Annotated in this window: 23 protein-coding genes and 1 tRNA gene; 9 read left to right on the forward strand and 15 right to left on the reverse strand. The window is 52.3% G+C overall.

Features of this window, described 5'->3' with window-relative positions:
* Window positions 1–4: 4 nt before the first annotated feature.
* From urtC to AAC086_RS08890, 5 genes are all read left to right on the forward strand, one after another.
* Entirely contained in the window at window positions 5–1,132 is a 1,128-nt protein-coding gene (gene urtC, locus AAC086_RS08870) for an urea ABC transporter permease subunit UrtC (RefSeq protein WP_339777841.1), read from the forward strand.
* Between the two features lie 14 nt (window positions 1,133–1,146).
* Window positions 1,147–1,899, forward strand: coding sequence for an urea ABC transporter ATP-binding protein UrtD (gene urtD / locus AAC086_RS08875; protein ID WP_339777844.1), 753 nt, complete (start codon window positions 1,147–1,149; stop codon window positions 1,897–1,899).
* A gap of 11 nt (window positions 1,900–1,910) precedes the next feature.
* On the forward strand, window positions 1,911–2,609 hold the full coding sequence (gene urtE, locus AAC086_RS08880; RefSeq protein WP_339777847.1) for an urea ABC transporter ATP-binding subunit UrtE: 699 nt from the start codon (window positions 1,911–1,913) through the stop codon (window positions 2,607–2,609).
* Between the two features lie 44 nt (window positions 2,610–2,653).
* A complete protein-coding gene (fmdA, locus tag AAC086_RS08885) occupies window positions 2,654–3,886 on the forward strand; it encodes a formamidase (protein ID WP_339777851.1) in 1,233 nt (410 codons plus the stop codon).
* 89 nt (window positions 3,887–3,975) lie between these two features.
* Window positions 3,976–4,317, forward strand: coding sequence for a zinc ribbon domain-containing protein (locus AAC086_RS08890; protein ID WP_339777854.1), 342 nt, complete (start codon window positions 3,976–3,978; stop codon window positions 4,315–4,317).
* A 101-nt stretch (window positions 4,318–4,418) separates the two neighbouring features.
* Here AAC086_RS08890 and AAC086_RS08895 read toward each other — a convergent pair whose 3' ends face one another.
* The 9 genes from AAC086_RS08895 to AAC086_RS08935 all read right to left on the reverse strand — a co-directional run bounded on the left by AAC086_RS08895 (window position 4,419) and on the right by AAC086_RS08935 (window position 12,756).
* On the reverse strand, window positions 4,419–4,931 hold the full coding sequence (locus AAC086_RS08895) for a GAF domain-containing protein (RefSeq protein WP_339777857.1): 513 nt from the start codon (window positions 4,929–4,931) through the stop codon (window positions 4,419–4,421).
* Complete coding sequence (locus AAC086_RS08900; protein ID WP_339777859.1) at window positions 4,924–6,234, reverse strand: TRAP transporter large permease subunit; 1,311 nt, start codon at window positions 6,232–6,234, stop codon at window positions 4,924–4,926. The genes AAC086_RS08895 and AAC086_RS08900 overlap by 8 nt, the downstream gene beginning before the upstream one ends.
* Window positions 6,235–6,258: 24 nt before the next feature.
* Window positions 6,259–6,765: a TRAP transporter small permease gene (locus AAC086_RS08905; protein ID WP_339777861.1), complete on the reverse strand. Its 507-nt coding sequence runs from the start codon at window positions 6,763–6,765 to the stop codon at window positions 6,259–6,261.
* 71 nt (window positions 6,766–6,836) lie between these two features.
* Window positions 6,837–7,826, reverse strand: coding sequence for a TRAP transporter substrate-binding protein (locus AAC086_RS08910; protein WP_339777863.1), 990 nt, complete (start codon window positions 7,824–7,826; stop codon window positions 6,837–6,839).
* A 43-nt stretch (window positions 7,827–7,869) separates the two neighbouring features.
* Window positions 7,870–9,105, reverse strand: a complete 1,236-nt coding sequence (locus tag AAC086_RS08915; protein ID WP_339777866.1) for an amidohydrolase family protein — start codon at window positions 9,103–9,105, stop codon at window positions 7,870–7,872.
* Window positions 9,090–9,437: a hypothetical protein gene (locus AAC086_RS08920; RefSeq protein ID WP_339777868.1), complete on the reverse strand. Its 348-nt coding sequence runs from the start codon at window positions 9,435–9,437 to the stop codon at window positions 9,090–9,092. The genes AAC086_RS08915 and AAC086_RS08920 overlap by 16 nt, the downstream gene beginning before the upstream one ends.
* A gap of 194 nt (window positions 9,438–9,631) precedes the next feature.
* On the reverse strand, window positions 9,632–10,942 hold the full coding sequence (locus AAC086_RS08925) for a TRAP transporter large permease subunit (RefSeq protein ID WP_339777871.1): 1,311 nt from the start codon (window positions 10,940–10,942) through the stop codon (window positions 9,632–9,634).
* Window positions 10,943–10,951: 9 nt separating this feature from the next.
* Window positions 10,952–11,494 (reverse strand): TRAP transporter small permease, encoded by a 543-nt coding sequence (locus AAC086_RS08930; protein ID WP_339777874.1) that lies wholly within the window; start codon window positions 11,492–11,494, stop codon window positions 10,952–10,954.
* Between the two features lie 125 nt (window positions 11,495–11,619).
* Window positions 11,620–12,756: a C4-dicarboxylate TRAP transporter substrate-binding protein gene (locus AAC086_RS08935; protein ID WP_339777876.1), complete on the reverse strand. Its 1,137-nt coding sequence runs from the start codon at window positions 12,754–12,756 to the stop codon at window positions 11,620–11,622.
* Window positions 12,757–12,967: 211 nt separating this feature from the next.
* Here AAC086_RS08935 and AAC086_RS08940 point away from each other — a divergent pair, with 211 nt between their 5' ends.
* Window positions 12,968–13,642: a TetR/AcrR family transcriptional regulator gene (locus AAC086_RS08940; protein WP_339777879.1), complete on the forward strand. Its 675-nt coding sequence runs from the start codon at window positions 12,968–12,970 to the stop codon at window positions 13,640–13,642.
* Window positions 13,643–13,841: 199 nt separating this feature from the next.
* Here the strand turns inward: AAC086_RS08940 and AAC086_RS08945 are convergent.
* A tRNA-Leu gene (locus tag AAC086_RS08945) sits at window positions 13,842–13,927 on the reverse strand.
* 204 nt (window positions 13,928–14,131) lie between these two features.
* Here AAC086_RS08945 and AAC086_RS08950 point away from each other — a divergent pair.
* Both AAC086_RS08950 and AAC086_RS08955 read left to right on the forward strand, forming a co-directional pair.
* Complete coding sequence (locus AAC086_RS08950) at window positions 14,132–14,713, forward strand: YqaA family protein (protein WP_339777882.1); 582 nt, start codon at window positions 14,132–14,134, stop codon at window positions 14,711–14,713.
* A 37-nt stretch (window positions 14,714–14,750) separates the two neighbouring features.
* Window positions 14,751–15,269, forward strand: coding sequence for a disulfide bond formation protein B (locus tag AAC086_RS08955; protein ID WP_339777885.1), 519 nt, complete (start codon window positions 14,751–14,753; stop codon window positions 15,267–15,269).
* 117 nt (window positions 15,270–15,386) lie between these two features.
* Here the strand turns inward: AAC086_RS08955 and AAC086_RS08960 are convergent, their stop codons facing one another.
* The 3 genes from AAC086_RS08960 to AAC086_RS08970 form a co-directional block, all read right to left on the reverse strand.
* Entirely contained in the window at window positions 15,387–15,953 is a 567-nt protein-coding gene (locus tag AAC086_RS08960) for an HNH endonuclease (RefSeq protein ID WP_339777887.1), read from the reverse strand.
* A gap of 418 nt (window positions 15,954–16,371) precedes the next feature.
* Complete coding sequence (rpmB, locus tag AAC086_RS08965; RefSeq protein ID WP_339777889.1) at window positions 16,372–16,665, reverse strand: 50S ribosomal protein L28; 294 nt, start codon at window positions 16,663–16,665, stop codon at window positions 16,372–16,374.
* 344 nt (window positions 16,666–17,009) lie between these two features.
* The gene (locus tag AAC086_RS08970; protein ID WP_339777891.1) at window positions 17,010–17,258 is read right to left on the reverse strand and encodes a hypothetical protein; all 249 of its coding nucleotides are present in this window, start codon (window positions 17,256–17,258) and stop codon (window positions 17,010–17,012) included.
* Between the two features lie 86 nt (window positions 17,259–17,344).
* Here AAC086_RS08970 and AAC086_RS08975 point away from each other — a divergent pair, with 86 nt between their 5' ends.
* Entirely contained in the window at window positions 17,345–17,533 is a 189-nt protein-coding gene (locus AAC086_RS08975) for a hypothetical protein (RefSeq protein ID WP_339777893.1), read from the forward strand.
* A gap of 74 nt (window positions 17,534–17,607) precedes the next feature.
* Here the strand turns inward: AAC086_RS08975 and AAC086_RS08980 are convergent, their stop codons facing one another.
* Both AAC086_RS08980 and AAC086_RS08985 read right to left on the reverse strand, forming a co-directional pair.
* Window positions 17,608–18,222 carry a glutathione binding-like protein gene (locus AAC086_RS08980; protein WP_339777896.1) on the reverse strand — a complete coding sequence of 205 codons (615 nt, stop codon included), beginning with the start codon at window positions 18,220–18,222 and terminating at the stop codon, window positions 17,608–17,610.
* A 196-nt stretch (window positions 18,223–18,418) separates the two neighbouring features.
* Complete coding sequence (locus tag AAC086_RS08985; RefSeq protein ID WP_339777897.1) at window positions 18,419–19,018, reverse strand: short chain dehydrogenase; 600 nt, start codon at window positions 19,016–19,018, stop codon at window positions 18,419–18,421.
* Window positions 19,019–19,077: the final 59 nt, after the last annotated feature.

Below are 19,077 nucleotides of genomic sequence, written 5' to 3' on the forward strand. Positions count from 1 at the left end.
AACCATGTCGCCTGCTCTGTTCCTGTTTCGCAAGCGTGAATGGATCTACTTTGCCATTCTGGCCTTCGTCCTTGTCATCGTTTTTCCAACATTATTCGACAATTTCCGCCTTAATCTGATTGGCAAATATCTGACCTACAGCTTTGTCGCCCTGGGTTTGGTCTTATGCTGGGGATATGGCGGCATCCTTAGCCTGGGTCAGGGCATATTCTTTGGTCTGGGCGGATATTGCATGGCGATGTTTTTAAAACTTGAAGCCTCAACCCCCGAGGCCACCGCCATTCAATCCACACCGGGCATTCCCGATTTTATGGACTGGAACCAGTTAACATCGCTGCCTTTCTGGTGGCAGCCGTTCCATTCCTTTACCTTTACCCTGTTTGCCACCATTGCCGTCCCGGTCGCACTGGCCTTTATCATCAGTGTTGCCATGTTCAAACGCCGGGTTGGCGGGGTTTATTTCGCCATCATCACCCAGGCCATTGCCGCCATCCTGACCATTCTGATCATTGGGCAGCAAGGCTATACCGGCGGGGTTAACGGCATCACCGATTTACGAACCCTGCTGGGCTGGGACATCCGCAGCGACAATGCCAGATATATTTTCTATTTCATCTGTGTTGCCCTTTTGCTGGCATCTCTGATTGTGGCGCAATTTATCCGGGTTTCAAAATTCGGCCGGTTGTTAATCGCCATGCGCGACAAAGAAGACCGGGTCCGGTTCTCGGGCTATGACGTTGCCAATTTCAAGATTTTCATCTTTTGCCTGTCCGCCGCCCTTTCAGCCATTGGCGGGGCCATGTTTACCCTTCAGGTCGGCTTTATGTCGCCGTCCTTTGTCGGCATCGTGCCGTCAATCGAAATGGTGATTTTCTGCGCAGTTGGCGGTCGTTTGTCGATCTTTGGGGCGATTTACGGGGCGTTGCTGGTCAATGCGGCAAAAACATCGCTGTCGGAAACTTTTCCCGAACTGTGGCTGTTTGCCATGGGGGGCCTGTTTATCGCCGTTGTCATGGTGTTCCCCGAAGGGGTTGCCGGGTTGTACCGCCAGCATATCGAACCGTTAATCCTGCGGGGCGCGTCGCTGTTGCGGGTTGGCAAGGTTCGCAAACCCCGCCCGGCGGCGGAATAAAGGAGGTCATTGTCATGGATGCTGCACACCCCAAGGACTTCCTGCTGAGCATCGAGGGACTAACCGTTTCCTTTGATGGTTTTAAAGCGGTCAATGACCTGTCCCTTTATGTCGAGGAAAACGAGATCCGCGTCATTATTGGCCCAAACGGAGCGGGCAAAACCACGGTACTGGATCTGATTTGTGGTCGCACACGGGCCACCGAAGGATCGATCCGGTTTCGCGGGAAAGAATTAACCAGGCTACGCGAGCATGAAATCGTCCATGCAGGCGTCGGCCGTAAATTTCAGAACCCGTCTATCTATGAAGATCTGACGGTGTTTGAAAACCTGGAACTGTCCTTTCCACGCGGGCGCAGCGTGCTGGGCGCATTAGCCTTCCGCCGCGATGCCGAGGTTATTAACCGGGTGGAGGAAATTGCCGAGATGATTTTCCTCAAAGATCATCTTCAAACAGATGCCGCCATTCTCAGCCATGGTCAAAAGCAGTGGCTTGAAATCGGCATGCTGTTAATTCAAAGCCCAGAACTTTTGATGCTTGATGAACCTGTTGCCGGCATGAGCGTTTCCGAACGCCTGAAAACCGCCGAGCTTTTAAACACCATCATTAAAAAGCATTCCGTCATCGTCATCGAACACGACATGAAATTCGTCGAGGACATCGCCCATCGGGTGACGGTTCTGCATCAGGGCAAGGTTCTTTCCGAAGGTTCGATGGAGCGGGTCCAGAGCGACCCGAAAGTCATCGAAGTCTATCTCGGTCATTAAGAGGGACTGTCATGTTATCGATAGATAAACTTCACGTCGCCTATGGGCAGAGCGAGGTCATTAACAATCTGTGCCTTGAGGTCAAACCCGGAGAAATCGTTGCCATCATGGGCCGGAACGGCATGGGTAAAACCACGCTGATGAAATCGCTGATCGGCATCATTCCATCACGCAGCGGATCGATCAAAATTGGCGATGCAACGCCCGAAAGCCTGGAAAACCTCGAAAGTTATCAGCGCGTGGCCAAGGGGCTTGCTTATGTGCCGCAGGGCCGCATGATTTTTCCGGCCTTAACCGTGCGTGAAAACATCGAAACCGGCTTAACCGTGACCGGCAAAACAGCCGTTCCGCCCCTTATCTATGAGCTGTTTCCGGTGTTGCTGGAAATGAAAGACCGGCGCGGCGGCAACCTGTCGGGCGGGCAACAACAACAGCTCGCCATTGCCCGTGCGCTGGCATCCAACCCCAAAGTTCTGCTTCTTGATGAACCCACCGAAGGCATTCAGCCCTCGATCATCAAGGAAATTGCCCGAAGCCTTTGCCGCATCCGCGACGAGATGGGCCTGTCGATTGTGGTCTCGGAACAGGTTCTGAGCTTCGCACTGGACATGGCTGATCGCGTGCTGGTGATCGAAAGAGGTGAATTTGTTCACGATAGCCCGCGTGCGAGCATCGATGAAAAGAAAGTCTCGGCATTCCTGTCGGTTTAACCGGGACACCTGCGAAACAAAGTTCCATATCAGGGAGTTTTATTATGGTTGATACGCTTATCAAGGTAGATCTTTCAGAATCGCCCTATACCAACGAAAAGATCCATAACCGCTGGCACCCCGACATTCCGATGGCATGCTGGGTCGAACCGGGCGACGATTTTCGCGTCGAAACCTATGACTGGACCGGCGGGCAGATCAAAAACAACGATGACGCCGCCGATGTGCGCGACGTCGATCTGTCACAGGTTCATTTCCTCTCTGGCCCCATCGGGGTTAAGGGGGCCCAACCGGGCGACCTTTTGGAAGTGGAAATTCTCGATATCGGCACGTTCGATAACAGCCTGTGGGGCTTTAACGGGTTTTTCTCGAAACAGAATGGCGGCGGCTTTCTGACCGAACATTTCCCCGAAGCGCAAAAGTCGATCTGGGATTTTCACGGCATGTTCACCAGTTCGCGCCACGTTCCCGGTGTTAAATATGCTGGCTTGATCCATCCCGGCCTGATCGGGTGCCTGCCGGATCGCAAAATGCTCGATACCTGGAACACCCGCGAAAAAGCCCTGGTCGATACCGACCCGCATCGCATTCCCGAACTTGCAACCTTGCCCAATGGCGGCCCAACCGCCCATATGGGCAGCCTGAAAGGCGACGAACGCGACAAAGCCGCCGCCGAAGGGGCGCGCACCGTGCCGCCGCGCGAACATGGCGGCAACTGCGACATCAAAGACCTGTCACGCGGGGCCAAGGTCTATTTCCCCGTCTATATCGATGGGGCAGGTCTGTCGATGGGTGACCTTCACTTCAGCCAGGGCGACGGCGAAATCACCTTTTGCGGTGCCATTGAAATGGCGGGCTGGTTGCATATCAAGGTGTCATTGATCAAAGACGGCATGCAGAAATACGGGGTTAAAAACCCGATTTTCAAACCGTCCCCCATTGTCCCGAAATATGACGACTACCTGATTTTCGAGGGCATTTCCGTCGATGAACAGGGCAAACAGCATTATCTTGATGTGCATATTGCCTATCGTCAGGCCTGCCTGAACGCCATCGAATACCTTAAAAAATTCGGTTATACGGGTGCACAGGCGTACGCCATCCTGGGAACAGCCCCGGTTCAGGGTCATATTTCCGGTGTGGTCGATATTCCAAATGCCTGCGCAACCCTGTGGTTGCCGACCGACATTTTCGAATTTGACATCATGCCAGGGTCAAATGGCCCGACCAAATACCTTGATGGCAAAATCGATGTACCACTCGCCCCCGATCTTTAAGACCCCAACAAAGCCCGTTGATCGCTACCGGTCAACGGGTACCAAACCCGATCTCATCGCGTATTGAACCTGGTGCAAGGAATGACGCCATGCCCTATTACGATTACGAATGCACAACCTGCGGGCCTTTTACCGAAGTGCGCCCGATGGCGCAATCCGCCGCCCCCTGCACCTGCCCCGATTGCGGGCAAATGGCGCCGCGCGCCATTCTAACGGTGCCCAATTATGCCATGATGGATGCCGGAAAACGCCATGCATCCTCCACCAACGAACGGGCATCGCACGAACCCAAAAGCAGCAAACAGCACACAAGCGGGCACGGCCCGGGCTGTTCGTGTTGTGGCGGGGGCAAAAAGAAATCCAGGGCGATTTATCGCCCCGATGGCAGCAAAACATTTCCATCTGCCCGCCCCTGGATGATCAGCCACTGATCCCCAGCCAGACAATACGTGACGAATAATATGAAAAGGGGTGACGCAAAACACCCCTTTTGGTCCATCTCCGCACGGTTTATGCTGTGGCAGGCACAGGCTTAATTTACCGCGAACAGGTCGTGATCCCGCACGCTTGCCCGCATCAAAAGCGGTGCGACAAGAAGACCGGACAACGCAGAAAGATCGTCAAGATCAGCTGTGCGATAGGTTCCCTCGACATGCAAAATGCTGATGGCCCCAATGGCCTGCCCTGCCGCAACCACCGGCACGCTCATGCAGGATGCACATCCAACAGTTTTGATCCGTTCATGATCGGGAAATGTGCGTTGCATCGCGGCCTCATCTTCACCAAACCAGGGCTGTTTTTCACGCAGTACGGTTTGGCCCCACGCGGTTGGACCCATTTTTTTGCCAATTGAAACCGGATATTTTTCCAGGTTGTTCGACCAGACCCGTTCACACAAATCACTACCCTGACTCCAGGCAAAAAACGTCATCAAACGTGGTGAAAACCTTTGTGTAAGCAGATCGGCGACGAAATCGAAAGAAGATTGCGGTTGAACCGCGCAGGCATAGGCAGCGGCCAAACGGCCCATATCAATGTCAGTCATAAAGAAAACCTGGTAACCAAAGAGCAATTTCAGGGAAAACAACCAGCAGCGCGATTGCGACAAGCATCAGGATGAAGAACGGCAGCGCATAAACGGCAACACGCCCCACCGACTGCCCCGTCAGGCTTTGCAAGATGAACAGATTAAACCCGACCGGCGGGGTAATCTGGCCCAGTTCCACGGTGACAATCAAAAAGATGCCAAACCATACCGGATCAATACCGGCCTGCATGGCAAGCGGCAGGGTAATGGGCAGGCTCATTACAATGATGGAAACGCCATCAAGAAACAGGCCCAGCACCAGATAAAACAACGTTAGAACAACAATCAGCATCACCGGGGAAAGGTGCATACTGCCAATCGCCGTGGCGACTTGTGTTGGAATGTGCAGATAGCCCATTGCTGTTGATAAAAATGCCGCCGCAATCAGAATGGAGCAGATCATTGCACTGCTGACCACCGCGCCAAGCAAGGTGTGAACCAGCATGGCAATGGAAAACTGGCGTAGAAAAATGGTAATCACAACCGCGCCAAATACGCCAACGGCAGCGGCCTCTGACGGGGTGGCAATGCCCGAATAAATCGCGCCTAAAACAATCACCATCAAACAAATGATCGGCAATAAATCGACAATCGCCGATCCAAACTGGCGCAGCTTATATTTTGTATCGGCCTTTGGCGCGACATCGGGCGTGATCAGGGCACGCACCACAATATAAACTGAAAACAGCCCCGCCACCATAATGCCCGGCAATACACCCGCGGCAAACAACCGGCTGATCGAAACCTCGGCCAGAATGCCATACACGATCATGACAATAGAGGGCGGAATGAGCAAACCAAAACTTCCTGCCCCGGCAAGCGAGCCTAACGAAAGCGACTGGTCATAGCCGCGCTTTGCAAGCTCGGTCGTGGTTATTTTGCCAACCGTTGCGGCGGTGGCGGCACTGGACCCGCTGACAGCGGCAAACATCGTGCATCCCAAAACATTGGTGTGCAGCAACCGCCCGGGCAGCCAGTTTACAAACGGCATCAACCCGCGAAAAAGGCGATCCGAAATGTCGGTACGGAAAATGATTTCGCCCATCCATATAAACATGGGGATGGCGGCCAGTTCCCATGTGGTTGAATATCGATAGACAATGTTGGCGGCAATCGTACCGATACGCCCGATATCCATACCCGCAATCAGCACCAGCGATGCGCCGCTGACCGCCAGCAAACCCACAAATATCCAGACCCCCATTCCAAGAAACAGGAAAATCAGGCACAGGACCAATCCCGCCGAGAGAAGTGCATCCATAATAAAACTCGGTTTCCAGAAATGTTACAATGCCGGGGTTTCGTGGTTCTGATCGTCAATGAATTGCCGGATCAAAAGCGCAATGAACTGAAGAAACAGCAGGCACAAACCGACAAGGATAATGCCCTGCGGGATCCACATGGGAACTTCGGCGATGCTGCTGCTGACAGAATGGCGCGTCCAGGCACGCGCAACCCGCACCCAGATAAATGAAATCAGAAGCCATGTGACGCCAAGTCCAACCAGGCAACTAAAGACTTCGAGCAACTTGCGATTTTTTCCCGTAACATGCCCCAGGAAAAGCTCCACCCGAATGATGCTTCCTTGCGCCAGAGCATAAGGCAGGGCCAGAAAAGTGGCCGCCGCAACGCCATATCCGACCATTTCATCCATGATGAAAGTCGAACTGTCAAAGACAGTCCGTAAAACGATTTCCAGCAGGATGAACGACACCATTCCCACCAATGACAGCGCGGCAATCGCAGCGCCCAGCTTGGACAAGCTATCAATGAATTTGACGAGGAATTTCATTTTCTGACCGGTTCAAGAATGACAGGCATGAAAATAACATGCCTGCCACAGGTTCATAAAGAGATGCCGGCTTATTTCGCGCGCAAGGCGTCATACTGCTCTAAAAGCGCCTGCGCATCCGCACCAACACGGGCTTTCCACTGTTCAACTTCGGGCGCGGCCGATTTTTTCAGCAAAGACAGAAGTTCCGGCGAAATATCCTTCGTGATGGTCACACCATTTTCAGACATTTTGGCATAATTGTCCTTCACGCGTGTGTCCAAAGCGGCCCAGCCATAAGCCTCGGCTTTCTTGGCGGCATCAAGAACGGCCTTTTGGTCTTTTTCGCTTAAATCATCAAAGGCATCGCGGTTCATATGGGTTACCTGCAATGGCAACGCATAGTTCACTTCGGTAAAGTTCGAAAGATATTCCCAAAACTGCGAGCCCGCACCGCCATCAGCAGATGTTAAAACAGCATCAATGCCATTGGTTGTCAGCTGCGGAACAATATCGCCCCAGCTAAGCTGTACCGGGGAGGCACCTGCATTTTGAAGTGTTTTTGTACCCGGCGTATCAAACGTCCGAATTTTCAACCCTTTGAGGGATTCAACCGTGTTGATCGGCTTGTGCGCCCAAAAGCCCGATGCAGGCCAGGGTGCCGCATACAAAAAGATCTGATTGTCGCCCTCAAGGGCTTTTTCGTAATAGGGGCGGGTTGCTTCATAAAGCTTGCGGGTATCTTCAATCGAGGTTGCCAGAAACGGCAGTGACGACACCAGAAAGATCGGATTGATCCCCGACCAAGCACCCGAAAAAGAAGACGCAAGCTGTACTGCGCCATCGCCAACAGCATCGTAATGGTCAACCGATTTAATACCCAATGCCCCGCCATGATGCACGGTGACATGCACATTGCCACCGGTTTCATCTGACAGCGTTTTGGCAAAAAAGTCGGCTGTTTGTGCGTGAATGGAACTAACCGGATATTCGCTGGCCATGTCCATATTAACTTCGGCATGGGCGGTGACCGCACCCAGACCAAATACGAGCGCAAAAACCGGAAGGATAGACTTCGTCATTATGGTTTCCTTTTAAATCAAGTGAAGCAATCAAACGCCGACGTTAAAATGACCCGGCATTTTTAAAGACCCGTCCACCCTTCATAATGAACGGCATATGCGCGCCCTGGCGGGTCAGCAGAGATAAATCTTTAAGCGGGTTGCCATCAACAACGATCATGTCGGCAAACGCACCCGGCGCAATCACACCGATTTCGCCTTCTTTACGCAGAACCTTGGCTGCATCAATGGTTGCGGCACGGATCACGTCTTTGGCGGGCAAGTGACGGCCGCGCAAGGTAAATTCTTCAGATTGATGATCATGCATCTCGCCCAGAAGGTCAGAGCCATAGCCCATCACCACACCCGCCTTGTGCAGATATGTCAGGCATTCCAGACCAGCCCCCCGGACATCTTCGATCTTGGCGACAGATTCTGCAGGCAGCCCAAATCGCGCCCCTTCACGGGCCAACAGGTCGTAGGTCACGTTGGTCGGAATAACGACAGCACCGGCCGCGCGGATCAGGGCGGCGGTTTCAGGTTTCATCAGATTGGCATGTTCGATCGATTCCACCCCGCATTCAAGCGCACGGCGGATCGCCTCGTCGGTGTAAAGATGGCCCGAAACATACATTTGTGCGTTTTTGGCTTCTTCAACGGCGGCTTTCAGTTCGTCGCTGGAAAATGCCAGAACCGCAATCGGGTCGGTTGGCGACGAAACACCCCCGTTTGCCATAACCTTGATAAATTCGGCCCCGCCTTTAATCTGCTCGCGGGCAGCACGGCGCACTTCATCGACACCATTTACAACAACCCCCAGCGATCCGATCTGATTTTGATAATAATCAACCGACCGCAGGTTATGCCGACCACGATAATCGGTGTGACCACCGGTTTGTGACAGGGCTTTGCCACAAATCACCAAACGCGGGGCTGGCAGGCCATCCTGTTCGATGGCTTCGACCAAGCCGTAATCGGCACCGCCAAGATCGCGCACGGTTGTAAAGCCGCGCATCAACATCCGTTCCATGATTTTCGCCGACCGCAAGGCGACCAGTGAATTGGGAAGATCGGCATTTTTACCAAGGCTGGTGGTGGTGGCAATGACATGCACATGGCAGTCAATCAGGCCCGGCATAACCGTTTTGCCGTGCAAATCGATAACATCAGCACCCGCCGATGTGACATCTTTTGCGACGTCGCAAATACGATCATCCTCGATCAGAATGTTAAGCGGTTCGGTTGGCTCGGCAAGGGAGCCATCAACGATACGAGCATTTTTGATCAGTTTAAGAGACATGATTTTTCTTCTGTGTTGGTGGAGCGAAGGGGACTTTCAACACCCATGCCATGGACGAACATCTGACGCATCAAATGGCGCCACATGGACAGGCGTTCAGCAAAATAATCGGTATAGGAACGGACGATGGTCTGTGCCAGCATCCGGCGAAACAGGCACATCTTGGCGTTCAGGGCGACTTCCGCATGCTTGGGGTCAGCATCATATCGTCGGGAAATCACCGCCCATATGTCATTTAGCGCGCTGTGAAAACCCTGAATGACCGGAACCAGACGCGTTTTGTACAAGGCGTTGTGAGGCATTTCCGGCAGATATTCCAACGTCACAGTCACGCCTCCCCCCCCCCCCTTTTTTTCAGTCGCATTTATCACCAGCCTGATAACAACAGTTGGCCTGATATAAAACAAACAGTCAAGATTGTTTGTTTATTAGTCGGTTAAAATCCACCCGTTTTCCCTCAGCTGTCTTTGATGGAACAAAGACAAAGCGCCTGCACCTGAAGACCTTTAAACTTCAGGGAATCGCCTTAACGATAGGCAAGTGTCGGCAACCAAAGCGACAGGACGGGAAAAAGCATCAGGATCAGAAGTGTGATAAAATCCATCACGATGAACCAGCCAACGCCACGGAACACTTCTTGCAATGTCACAAGGTTCCCCAGCGCCCCTTTGATCATATAAACATTCAGGCCAACAGGCGGGGTGACAAGGCCAATTTCCAGCAACTTGATCAAAATGATCCCGAACCAGACCGGGTCCAGCCCGGCACCATGCACCAGCGGCAAAATCAGCGGCAGGGTCAGCAACAACAGACCAATTGAATCGATCAGCATCCCCAACACGACATAAATCACCGTGACAGCCAGAAAAATCCACCACGGGGCCGAACTGACCCCTAAAACAGCATCGGAAAATGCTGTCGGAAGACCACTTAACGCCAAAAACCGGGTAAAAAATACCGAACCGATCAGGATCACGAAAATACCGGTTGCCGCGACGATGGTGTCACACAATGCGTCTTTAATTGCCGTCCAGGTCAGTGTTCCACGCACGGCCGCAATCACGGAGGCAACAAAGGCACCAACGGCCCCGGCCTCGGTCGGCGAAAAAACGCCCGAGAATATGCCGCCCAGGACAGAGAAGATTAAAACCGGCAACGGCCAGATCGTTTTCAGCGCAGCACGTTTTTCTTCGCGTGTCGGAAGTGTGGTCACCGCACCGGCAAGCGATGGTTTCAGTTTCACACGGACAATAATCATGGCCATGTAAACAAGTGCGGATAACACACCGGGAATAAACCCGGCCATGAACAATTGCCCGACCGAAACCTTGGCATAAACACCATACAAAATCAGAAGAACACTTGGCGGGATCAAGGACCCCAATGTGCCCGACGCCGCAATCGTACCGGTCGCAAGCCCCCGGTCATAATTGTTGCGCAACATTTCTGGCACGGCAATACGCGACATGGCAGATGCCGTCGCAACACTGGAACCAGCCGCTGCGGCAAAAAACGCACATGCCCCGACACTTGCAATTGCAAGGCCGCCAGGTAACCGCGCCAAATAAAGCCGGAGTGCTTCAAACAAGCCTTTGGTCATATTGGTCGAGGAACAGATGAACCCCATTAACAGAAACATCGGTGCGGCGGTTAATTCCCATTGGCCGACATATTCAAACGGGGTGGCTGAAATTGTGCCAAAGGCAACATTCATATTGAACATCGCCGCAATGCCGCCGATGGAGACAAGCCCCAAACTAAGGCCGATTGGTACGCGCAGTGCGATCATGCCAAGGGCAACAAGGGTCCCGATGATCCCGATATCAAGATTACTCATTTTGCCCTCTTACAATGCACGCCAGCGCGTCAGCGCCTTTAACAGGTTGCACAGGATCGCCAAAAGACATCCGATAAACCCGATCGGCAATGCCCAGCGGCTTGGCCACACATAAAACAGGAAATTGGACATGATCGTTTCATGCGAGCGCGTCGCCCGAATGGCGTCGATCATGCTTTGCCAGGCCAGCAAACCGAAAAACACAAACCCGGCAAGGCAAGCGAGGATATAAAGGATCACCTGGGCGGAGCGCGGCATTTGCTGAACGAACAGGTCAACACGGATGTGCTGGTTTTTCAGCTCGACATAACCGAAGGCCAGAAAAATGGCGCAAACCATGTAATAGTACGAAACAACTTCGAGGGTTCCGGTAATACCGACATCCGATACCGCCCGAAGCAGCACATCGGCTGTGACATGCAGCATCATAAGAACAACGAAAATCGCCGAAATCACAAGAAACACCGTGTTCAGCCAGGATACACAGCGATAGAGCAGGCCAGAATCGTCATCAGCGATTTCGGCCACGTCATCATTGATATTTAAAGGCATGGGACAGCTCTGCTTGATGCCGAAAATGAATTTTCAAATGCAACCGATGCCCGCAAGGATTACGCAACCCCACCCGACATCGGCAAAACGCAAGTACCGCACCCAAAGGATGCGGCACCAGCGACTTATTTGATCCCGTAGGTCGCAGGATCAAGCGTGCCATAAATGTTCTTGCTTGCGATTGCTGTCAGGGCATCAATATTGCTGCGGTCAACATTTTTCAGCAAACCTTCCCACTTGGTGTAAGTGGACCGAAAATCATCGATCAGTGCCTTGCCATCGGCAACGCCATATTTTTGTTCGGCAACGGTATAAACATCGCCCAGCACTTTGCTGCGGAAAGCTTCGACCGACGCCATCAGTTCCGGCGATGGCTGCGCAATCTGGTTGCCCTTTTCTTTGGCTTCAACCAGGGCTTCTTCTGAACGGGCAAGATAATTCACAACCATGTTCGACATGGCATGTGCTGTGGCATTCATCAGTTGCTGACGCTGGGTTGTCGTCAAACCGGCCCAAAAACCGGCATTATAGCCCCACTCCGGCCCGGACCAATACATACCCGTCGGAAGTTCGGTGGTATAAGGAGCAACTTCCCAAAGCGAGCGATCAATCAGGTCGTTCGCGGCATTGGTTGCACAATCCAGCGTACCGCGTTCAAGGCCGGTATACATTTCGCTCGACGGCACATTTACCGGAATCCCGCCAACTTCCTCGACCCATTTGGAAACGCTCGATCCGGCGGTTCTGATCCGTTTTCCCTTGATGTCTTCCAGGGTCGTTACGGGCTTGCTGCAAAACAAAATATAGGGCGGTGTGGCATAGGCCCCCAGATAGACAATGCCATTGTCCGCCCATTCTTTAAGCTGGTCTTTGTTATGCATGCTAAAATCGGCAACGGCAAAGATCGTCGTCAAAGGATCGGAATAGTTAAATCCCAGTTCCTGAACTGCATTGGCAACGGGAAGTTCAGAGGGCGTATAAACCGCGGCAATATTGGCCACATTGGCAATGTTATCGCGCGCGCCCTGAAGGCTGGCACGCGGCGCCAAAAGCACACTGCCGGTATAGACTTGCGGGTTAAGATCACCCCCCGATATTTCTTTTACGGTCTTTGCCCATTCGACGTAACCGAACTTGCTGAGCGGATGCTCTGCATCATAAAACGAATTGGCAATAAAGCTGGTTTCGGCATGGGCGCTCAGGGCGCTTCCAGCCACCACAAGGGCTGCGGCCACTGTGGCAAATGTTTTCTTGTCGATCATCTAGGTCTCCTGATATCAGATCGCGAATTGCCTTCCTGGTGTATAAAGTGCGTCCTTCAGTATGCGGGCTCGCCGTCTTCTGAATGTTATGCACAACAAACATACAGACGGGTCTGCTTGTAAATGTCAATCGCTATAAAACGGGGCTTGTAGGTTTTATGCTGGTTGCAATAAGTTAGCCCCGAGCAAAGATGCAGGAGTATTACGTCTTATGGCATTGAAAAATCAGACGTCAGGCGCGCCCGATGCGCCCCGAAAAACAACGCCTGCCCAAAGACGAAGAACCCAGGCTGAACGGTCCAGCGAAACGCGACTACGCGTCTGTCAGGCGACGTTACAGGCCCTTAGCGAAACCGGGTACGAACGAATCTCGACGCTGGAAATCGCCAAAAGGGCGAATATTTCCCGAGGCGCACTCACCCATCAGTTTCCCACGCGCAACGAATTGATCGTCGCGGCTTTTCAATATCTGATCCAGTCCTGGGAAAACGCATGGCCCTTTGATGACCAGCAAGGTCACCCCAACATGGAAACAGATGAGCTGATTGATGTGCTGTGGGAAAAACTGTTTTCGCCCGATAAATACATGGCAGCCCTGGAATTAATGCTGGCGGCCAGACTGGACGATGACCTGGGCCAGGACCTGCGCAATGCCATGTCGCGCTGGACAACAAAACGCGACAACATCATCGCCGAAATGCTGGGTGCCACCCAGGATAACGAACGCACACGCACCTTGATCCAGATAAACCTCTGCCTGCTGCGCGGTTTGGCCGTTCACAAAAGTTTTGACAGTAAACCCGACGCGGCAAAACTCATCATCGACCAATGGAAGGAAATCATGCGTGAAATTTCGAAGTCCGGAAATTTTCTAAAGCGCGGATAACAGGTTCCAGAATATCTTCTGACAGTTACAAGCGCTAGCGCTCAGCGATGGCGCATTTATACTATCTGACAACAGTCTAAGTATCGATATTGCCTGGAAAATTGCATTTCGCGGATGTCCCAAATGCATGCTATCTGCTGGCAGTAACAGATCTACGCCAGCCAAGCCCAAAAGTCATTCAAGATCAGGAAAACAACGATGGTGCCCCCGGGGAGAATCGAACTCCCACTCACAAAGTGAAACAGATTTTGAGTCTGCCGCGTCTACCAATTCCGCCACAGGGGCAGCAAGGCGCTATATGCGCCGTCCATCGTGGGGGCGGATAATAGCGAGAAATTTGTATTGGTCAATGGGGGTTTTCTTAAAAAAATCATGTAAATCACGTTTATGTCAGAAAGCATTGCAGCAACGGGGCAAATGGAGTTACATCACATCGCGTTTCTGCAATTTACTGGCCGGTTTGCGGCCCAAAATCAAAGGTCGCAACTGGTGCTTCGCAAACTCTATGACTGGACCCTGAGCCTGGCATCCCATCGCCATGCTGCGGTCGCGCTGTTTTTGATCGCATTTATCGAAAGTTCGTTTTTCCCGATCCCGCCCGATATTTTGCTGATCCCGATGATCCTGGCCGCGCGCAGCAAGGCATGGCGCTATGCCGCGATTTGCATGATCGGCTCGGTTCTGGGGGGCATGGCGGGCTATGCCATTGGCCATTTCCTGTTTGACAGTATCGGCCAGCCGGTTCTGAATTTTTACGGATACAGTGCCAAATTCGACCAGTTCCGCGACTATTATAATGAATGGGGCGCGTGGGCGGTGTTTATCGCCGGTGTCACACCCTTCCCTTACAAGGTCATCACCATTCTGTCCGGTGTTACCAGCCTCGACCCGGTCATTTTCTCAATCGCATCGATTCTGGCGCGTGGCATCCGTTTTTTCCTGATCGCCGCGCTGATCTGGAAATTCGGCCCGCCCATTCGCAATTTCATTGAAAAACAGCTGGGTCTTGTCTTTAGTATTTTCATAATTGGGTTAATCGGTGGTTTTGTCGCGATCAAATATTTGATCTGACACCCGCTTTCCCACCCCGCGTCATGGATGGAGTCTCATGGGATCGTCATATTCTCGCCGTCGCAGTCCGTCATCGACACCGGCATTATTTCTTGTTCTGGTTTCTGCTGGCAGCCTTGGCTTTGCGTTCTACGCTCAGTATATCCAGAAACTGTTGCCCTGCCTGCTCTGCCTGTATCAACGCGTTCCTTATTATAGTGTGCTTGGCCTTGCCCTTGTTTCACTGCTGTTTTTGCGCCAGCCCGGCATATCGCGCGGCCTGATTTACCTGTGCGGCCTGGCCTTTGCCATTGGTGCCGGCATTGCCTTGTACCATGTCGGGGTTCAGGAACTGTGGTGGGATGGCCCGGAAATGTGCGGTGGACTGCAAAGCGGCGCCAGCAATATTGCCGACCTTAAGGCGCAATTGCTGGCCCAGCCGATTGTGCGATGCGACAAAATTGAATGGAAACTGTTTGGCATCACCATGCCGACGGTCAATCTGTTCTTCTCGATCGCCATGGCTGTTTTCTGCTTTATGGCCCCCAGCAGCCGCATGATGCGCACCCACCATTAAAGCATTTTTCCTTTAATATGACCCATGCCACGCCATCACCCAAACATACAAAGCCGACGCGGTGCCCTGCGTCGGCTTTTCTTTTGGCCGGGTCGTATGCACAAAATGGCAGCAGGATTAAAAATCGTAATCGAGTTCGGTATCCCAGTATAAAAAATCCCGCCAACTTTCATGAAGATAGTTTGGCGGGAAAGATCGTCCGATAGCCTGCAATTGCTGCATAGAAGGCTGATCGGGCCGTCGGCGCAAATGCAACCCGGCCTCTTTCACCGATCGGCTTCCCTTGTGCAAATTACAATTGCCACATGCGGCAACGATATTGGTCCAGTTGGTGCGCCCGCCTTTACAACGCGGAACAACATGGTCGAACGTCAAATTATTAACCGGTAAACGATCGCCGCAATACTGACAGCTAAACCGGTCGCGTAAAAAGACATTAAAACGCGTGAATGCCGGTGTGCTTTTGATCGGCACATATTCTTTTAACGAAATCACACTGGGCAATTTCATTTTAAAGGAAGGCGAACGTACCTCGCGGTCATATTCAGACAGAACATTAACCCGATCAAGGAACACCGCCTTTAACGTATCCTGCCAGGACCACAAAGACAGCGGAAAGTAACTTAACGGGCGAAAATCGGCGTTAAGCACAAGGGCCGGACACGTATTGGGCGATAGAAACATTTCATCCGCTCCGCCGTGTTTACAGAGTCGTACCGCCTGTCTAGCATCTTCGTCACGGGGGGCTGATGAACATCCTGTGACGTTTTACATCCAGGTGGTAACGCACGCATAAATCACTGATTGGGAAAAGTATAAACGATTTTCCCAAAAGCGCAAATCGCCAAATGAGTCGAGTCGCCGCAGCGCAGCGACAGCCACGCCAGCAGGCCTTGTTTAAGGCAAACTTACCCGCCTGGCACGCCCGGTTCAGAACCGAAACACCATGCGAAAACGACACCGTCCCCGTCTGACAAACACCGATGAAACGCAAAACAGCCGAAACGCGCTGTTCCGGCTGTTGGCGGCCTTTCGACGAAATTATCCAAAGCAAAAGGCCCGTCAAAAACGGGCCTTCGTACTTCGTTAAAACAAAATTGCCTTAGGCAGCTTTTGCTTCAGCAGCTTTAACGATCTGACGCTTAACCTTAAGCAAATCAGCATCCAGCTTGGTATTCGCGGTGCCGATAAGAAATGCATCCAGGCCACCACGTTTTTCGATGGTGCGGATTGCATTGGTGGTCAGACGCATACGGACCGAACGGCCGAGCGCTTCGCTCAGCAGCGAGGTCTGCTGCAAGTTCGGAAGAAAACGACGTTTGGTACGATTGTGGGCGTGGCTCACATTCATGCCGACCAAAACGCCTTTGCCGGATACCGGGCAGCGACGTGCCATGACCTGATCTCCTGGTCTAAAAATTCGCAAAAGGACGCTTGGCCTGAACATGCAGGCCCGCGCTTGGAGCCGGGTTAATACTGCCTCAAAACAGTGCCGTCAAGCCTCTTCCATGCATTTCATCAACAATCGCTTCGGAAATTTCCGTTTCGGTGCCCGTTTATCGCTTTTGGCACTTTTCCACGCCGCCAGGTAGTATTGATGCGCAATGTTCATCTGGTTTTGATCGACAACCATCACCGGATTCTCGCATATTTTTTTAATCCGGCCGGGAAATTTACCCTGTCGCGGCCTGGCGAACCGGGATTCGCACCCAAAAATCGCTGATGATTCCTAAACTTGCATCAAACACCCCCCTGGCCGACTGCCTGAGCAATGCTGCCTGCGGCCAAAATGACAACGGTAGAAATATAGAGTATCATCACCGGATGGGTAAAATGGGCAAGGCGGGCAGGAAACGCATTCTGAACCACCGCCGGTCCCGACTGCCCCTGGTCCGACATATTGATAACGGATACCTGATAGGTGAAGGGCACTTGGTATTGCCGCCCCAAACCGCAAAACAACAATGGCGCGGTATTGATCCTTGTCAAAACAGGTTTCAGGCTCTGGTGTTATGGTGCTGCAGATTTTAGGGAGCCTGTCTATGACGGGCCCGCGCTTGGGGAGCAATGAAGAGATGAAAACCGATTCCAAAGTCGCCTTGCCGTTAATCGGCATTCTGCTGGTCGCCGTTATCGGCCTGGTCTTGTATCTGACCGGTTTCGTATTGGCGACCCTTGGTATTTCAATTGCGTCGGCATGGATCTATGTCGCGTTGGCGCTGGTTCCGGTTGCCTTTCTGATCCTGCTTGATTTCAGCCGCTAAGCCAAAACGCGCTGAACAGCCAGACACCAAAACAAAACAGCCTGCCGAGTGTTCGGCAGGCTGTTTTGGTATCGTTAGCCTGCAATCAGCCCTTCTGCGCGCAATGACGCCAAAACCGACGGACGGTTACGCATCCTGTCGCTGAAATCGCCAATATGCGGCCAACGGAAAATATTCAGCCCCAATATCCCCGCCCAATTGATTGCCACAAACAGATACGCATCGGCAACGCAGAAATCGCGCCCCAACAAATACTGACGGCCGTTCGAAAAAAGAGTCTCGAGTTTCTCAAATTGAGCGGACAGTTTTGCAAATGCGGCGTCGCGTATATTCTGATCCACGACATTCTGATGCAATGGTTCGAACTGCATATTCATTTCCTGTTCAATTTCCAGCAGGAAAGCGTCCATTTTTGCCCGCTGGCTTGATCCGGGTTCGGGTGAAATGCCGGTTTGCCAAAAATTATCGGCCAAATACACCAATGTTCCAACACAGTCAGTGACCAGACCGTCACCCGCAAGTTTCAAGGCGGGTACGGTGCCATCAGGATTGATGGTAAGGAAATTTTCACCGTTTTCGGTCTTGTTGTTCTTTTTATTAATCTTGACGAGATTAAATTGCTGCCCTGTTTCCCGAAGGGATATGTGGGTTGAGAGTGAGCAAGCCCCCGGCATATAATACAATATCATCTTGGCACGTCTCTTGGCTTTGCATGTGACAACCTGTCCCCCAACAGCCGACAACTATCGCGATATAAATGGAATACCAATTTATAAACGCAAGGGTTAGATGCAAAACCACCACGTTCTTATCCAAAAAAAATACATCCCCCCTCTGTTCAGCGCGTTTTTTCATGATCAAACCGGTCATACGGGTTTTGGCACCCTAAAAAATCTCGAAGACCTGCCCGGTTTGCAAACCTTCAACCGATTTGGCATAGCCCAGGGCCGCACGGGCCGCTGGCACCGGGTCATGCCCGCGGAAAAATGGCCCATAGCCTTCCATGGCTTCGCGAATCACCCCGGGGCTAACTGCGTTGATCCGCAGGCCGGGCTTCATCTCAATCGCACTGGCACGCACGAAACTTTCAAGGGCCCCGTTGACCATCGATGCCGAACTGCCATAACGGATCGGATCTTTGGCCAGAATGCCGGTTGTCAGGGTAAAGGATGCCGGGTCGGCCACGTAATCACGCCCGATCAACACCAGGTTCACCTGCCCCATCAGTTTGTCGTCAATGCCGATCCGGTATTTTTCATCATCCATATCGGCAAAATCGCCAAAATGGACTTTGCCGGTCGTCGCAATCACGGCATCCAGCGTGCCGAGTTTCTCGAACGCCGCGCGAATACTCGATGAATCACACAGGTCCATCACAACATCGCCGCTTGTGCGGCCTGCGGTAATAATATCGTGGCGTGTGCCAAGCTCGCGTGCAACGGCTTTGCCAATCGTGCCCGAGGCACCAACAAGAAGTATTCTCATCACTTTAATTCCCTATCAGGTGAAAAACGATGAAAGAAGCTTCTCACAAACACATTGGT

This window comes from uncultured Thalassospira sp. (genome assembly GCF_963976115.1).
In the GTDB taxonomy this organism is placed as follows: Bacteria; Pseudomonadota; Alphaproteobacteria; order Rhodospirillales; family Thalassospiraceae; genus Thalassospira.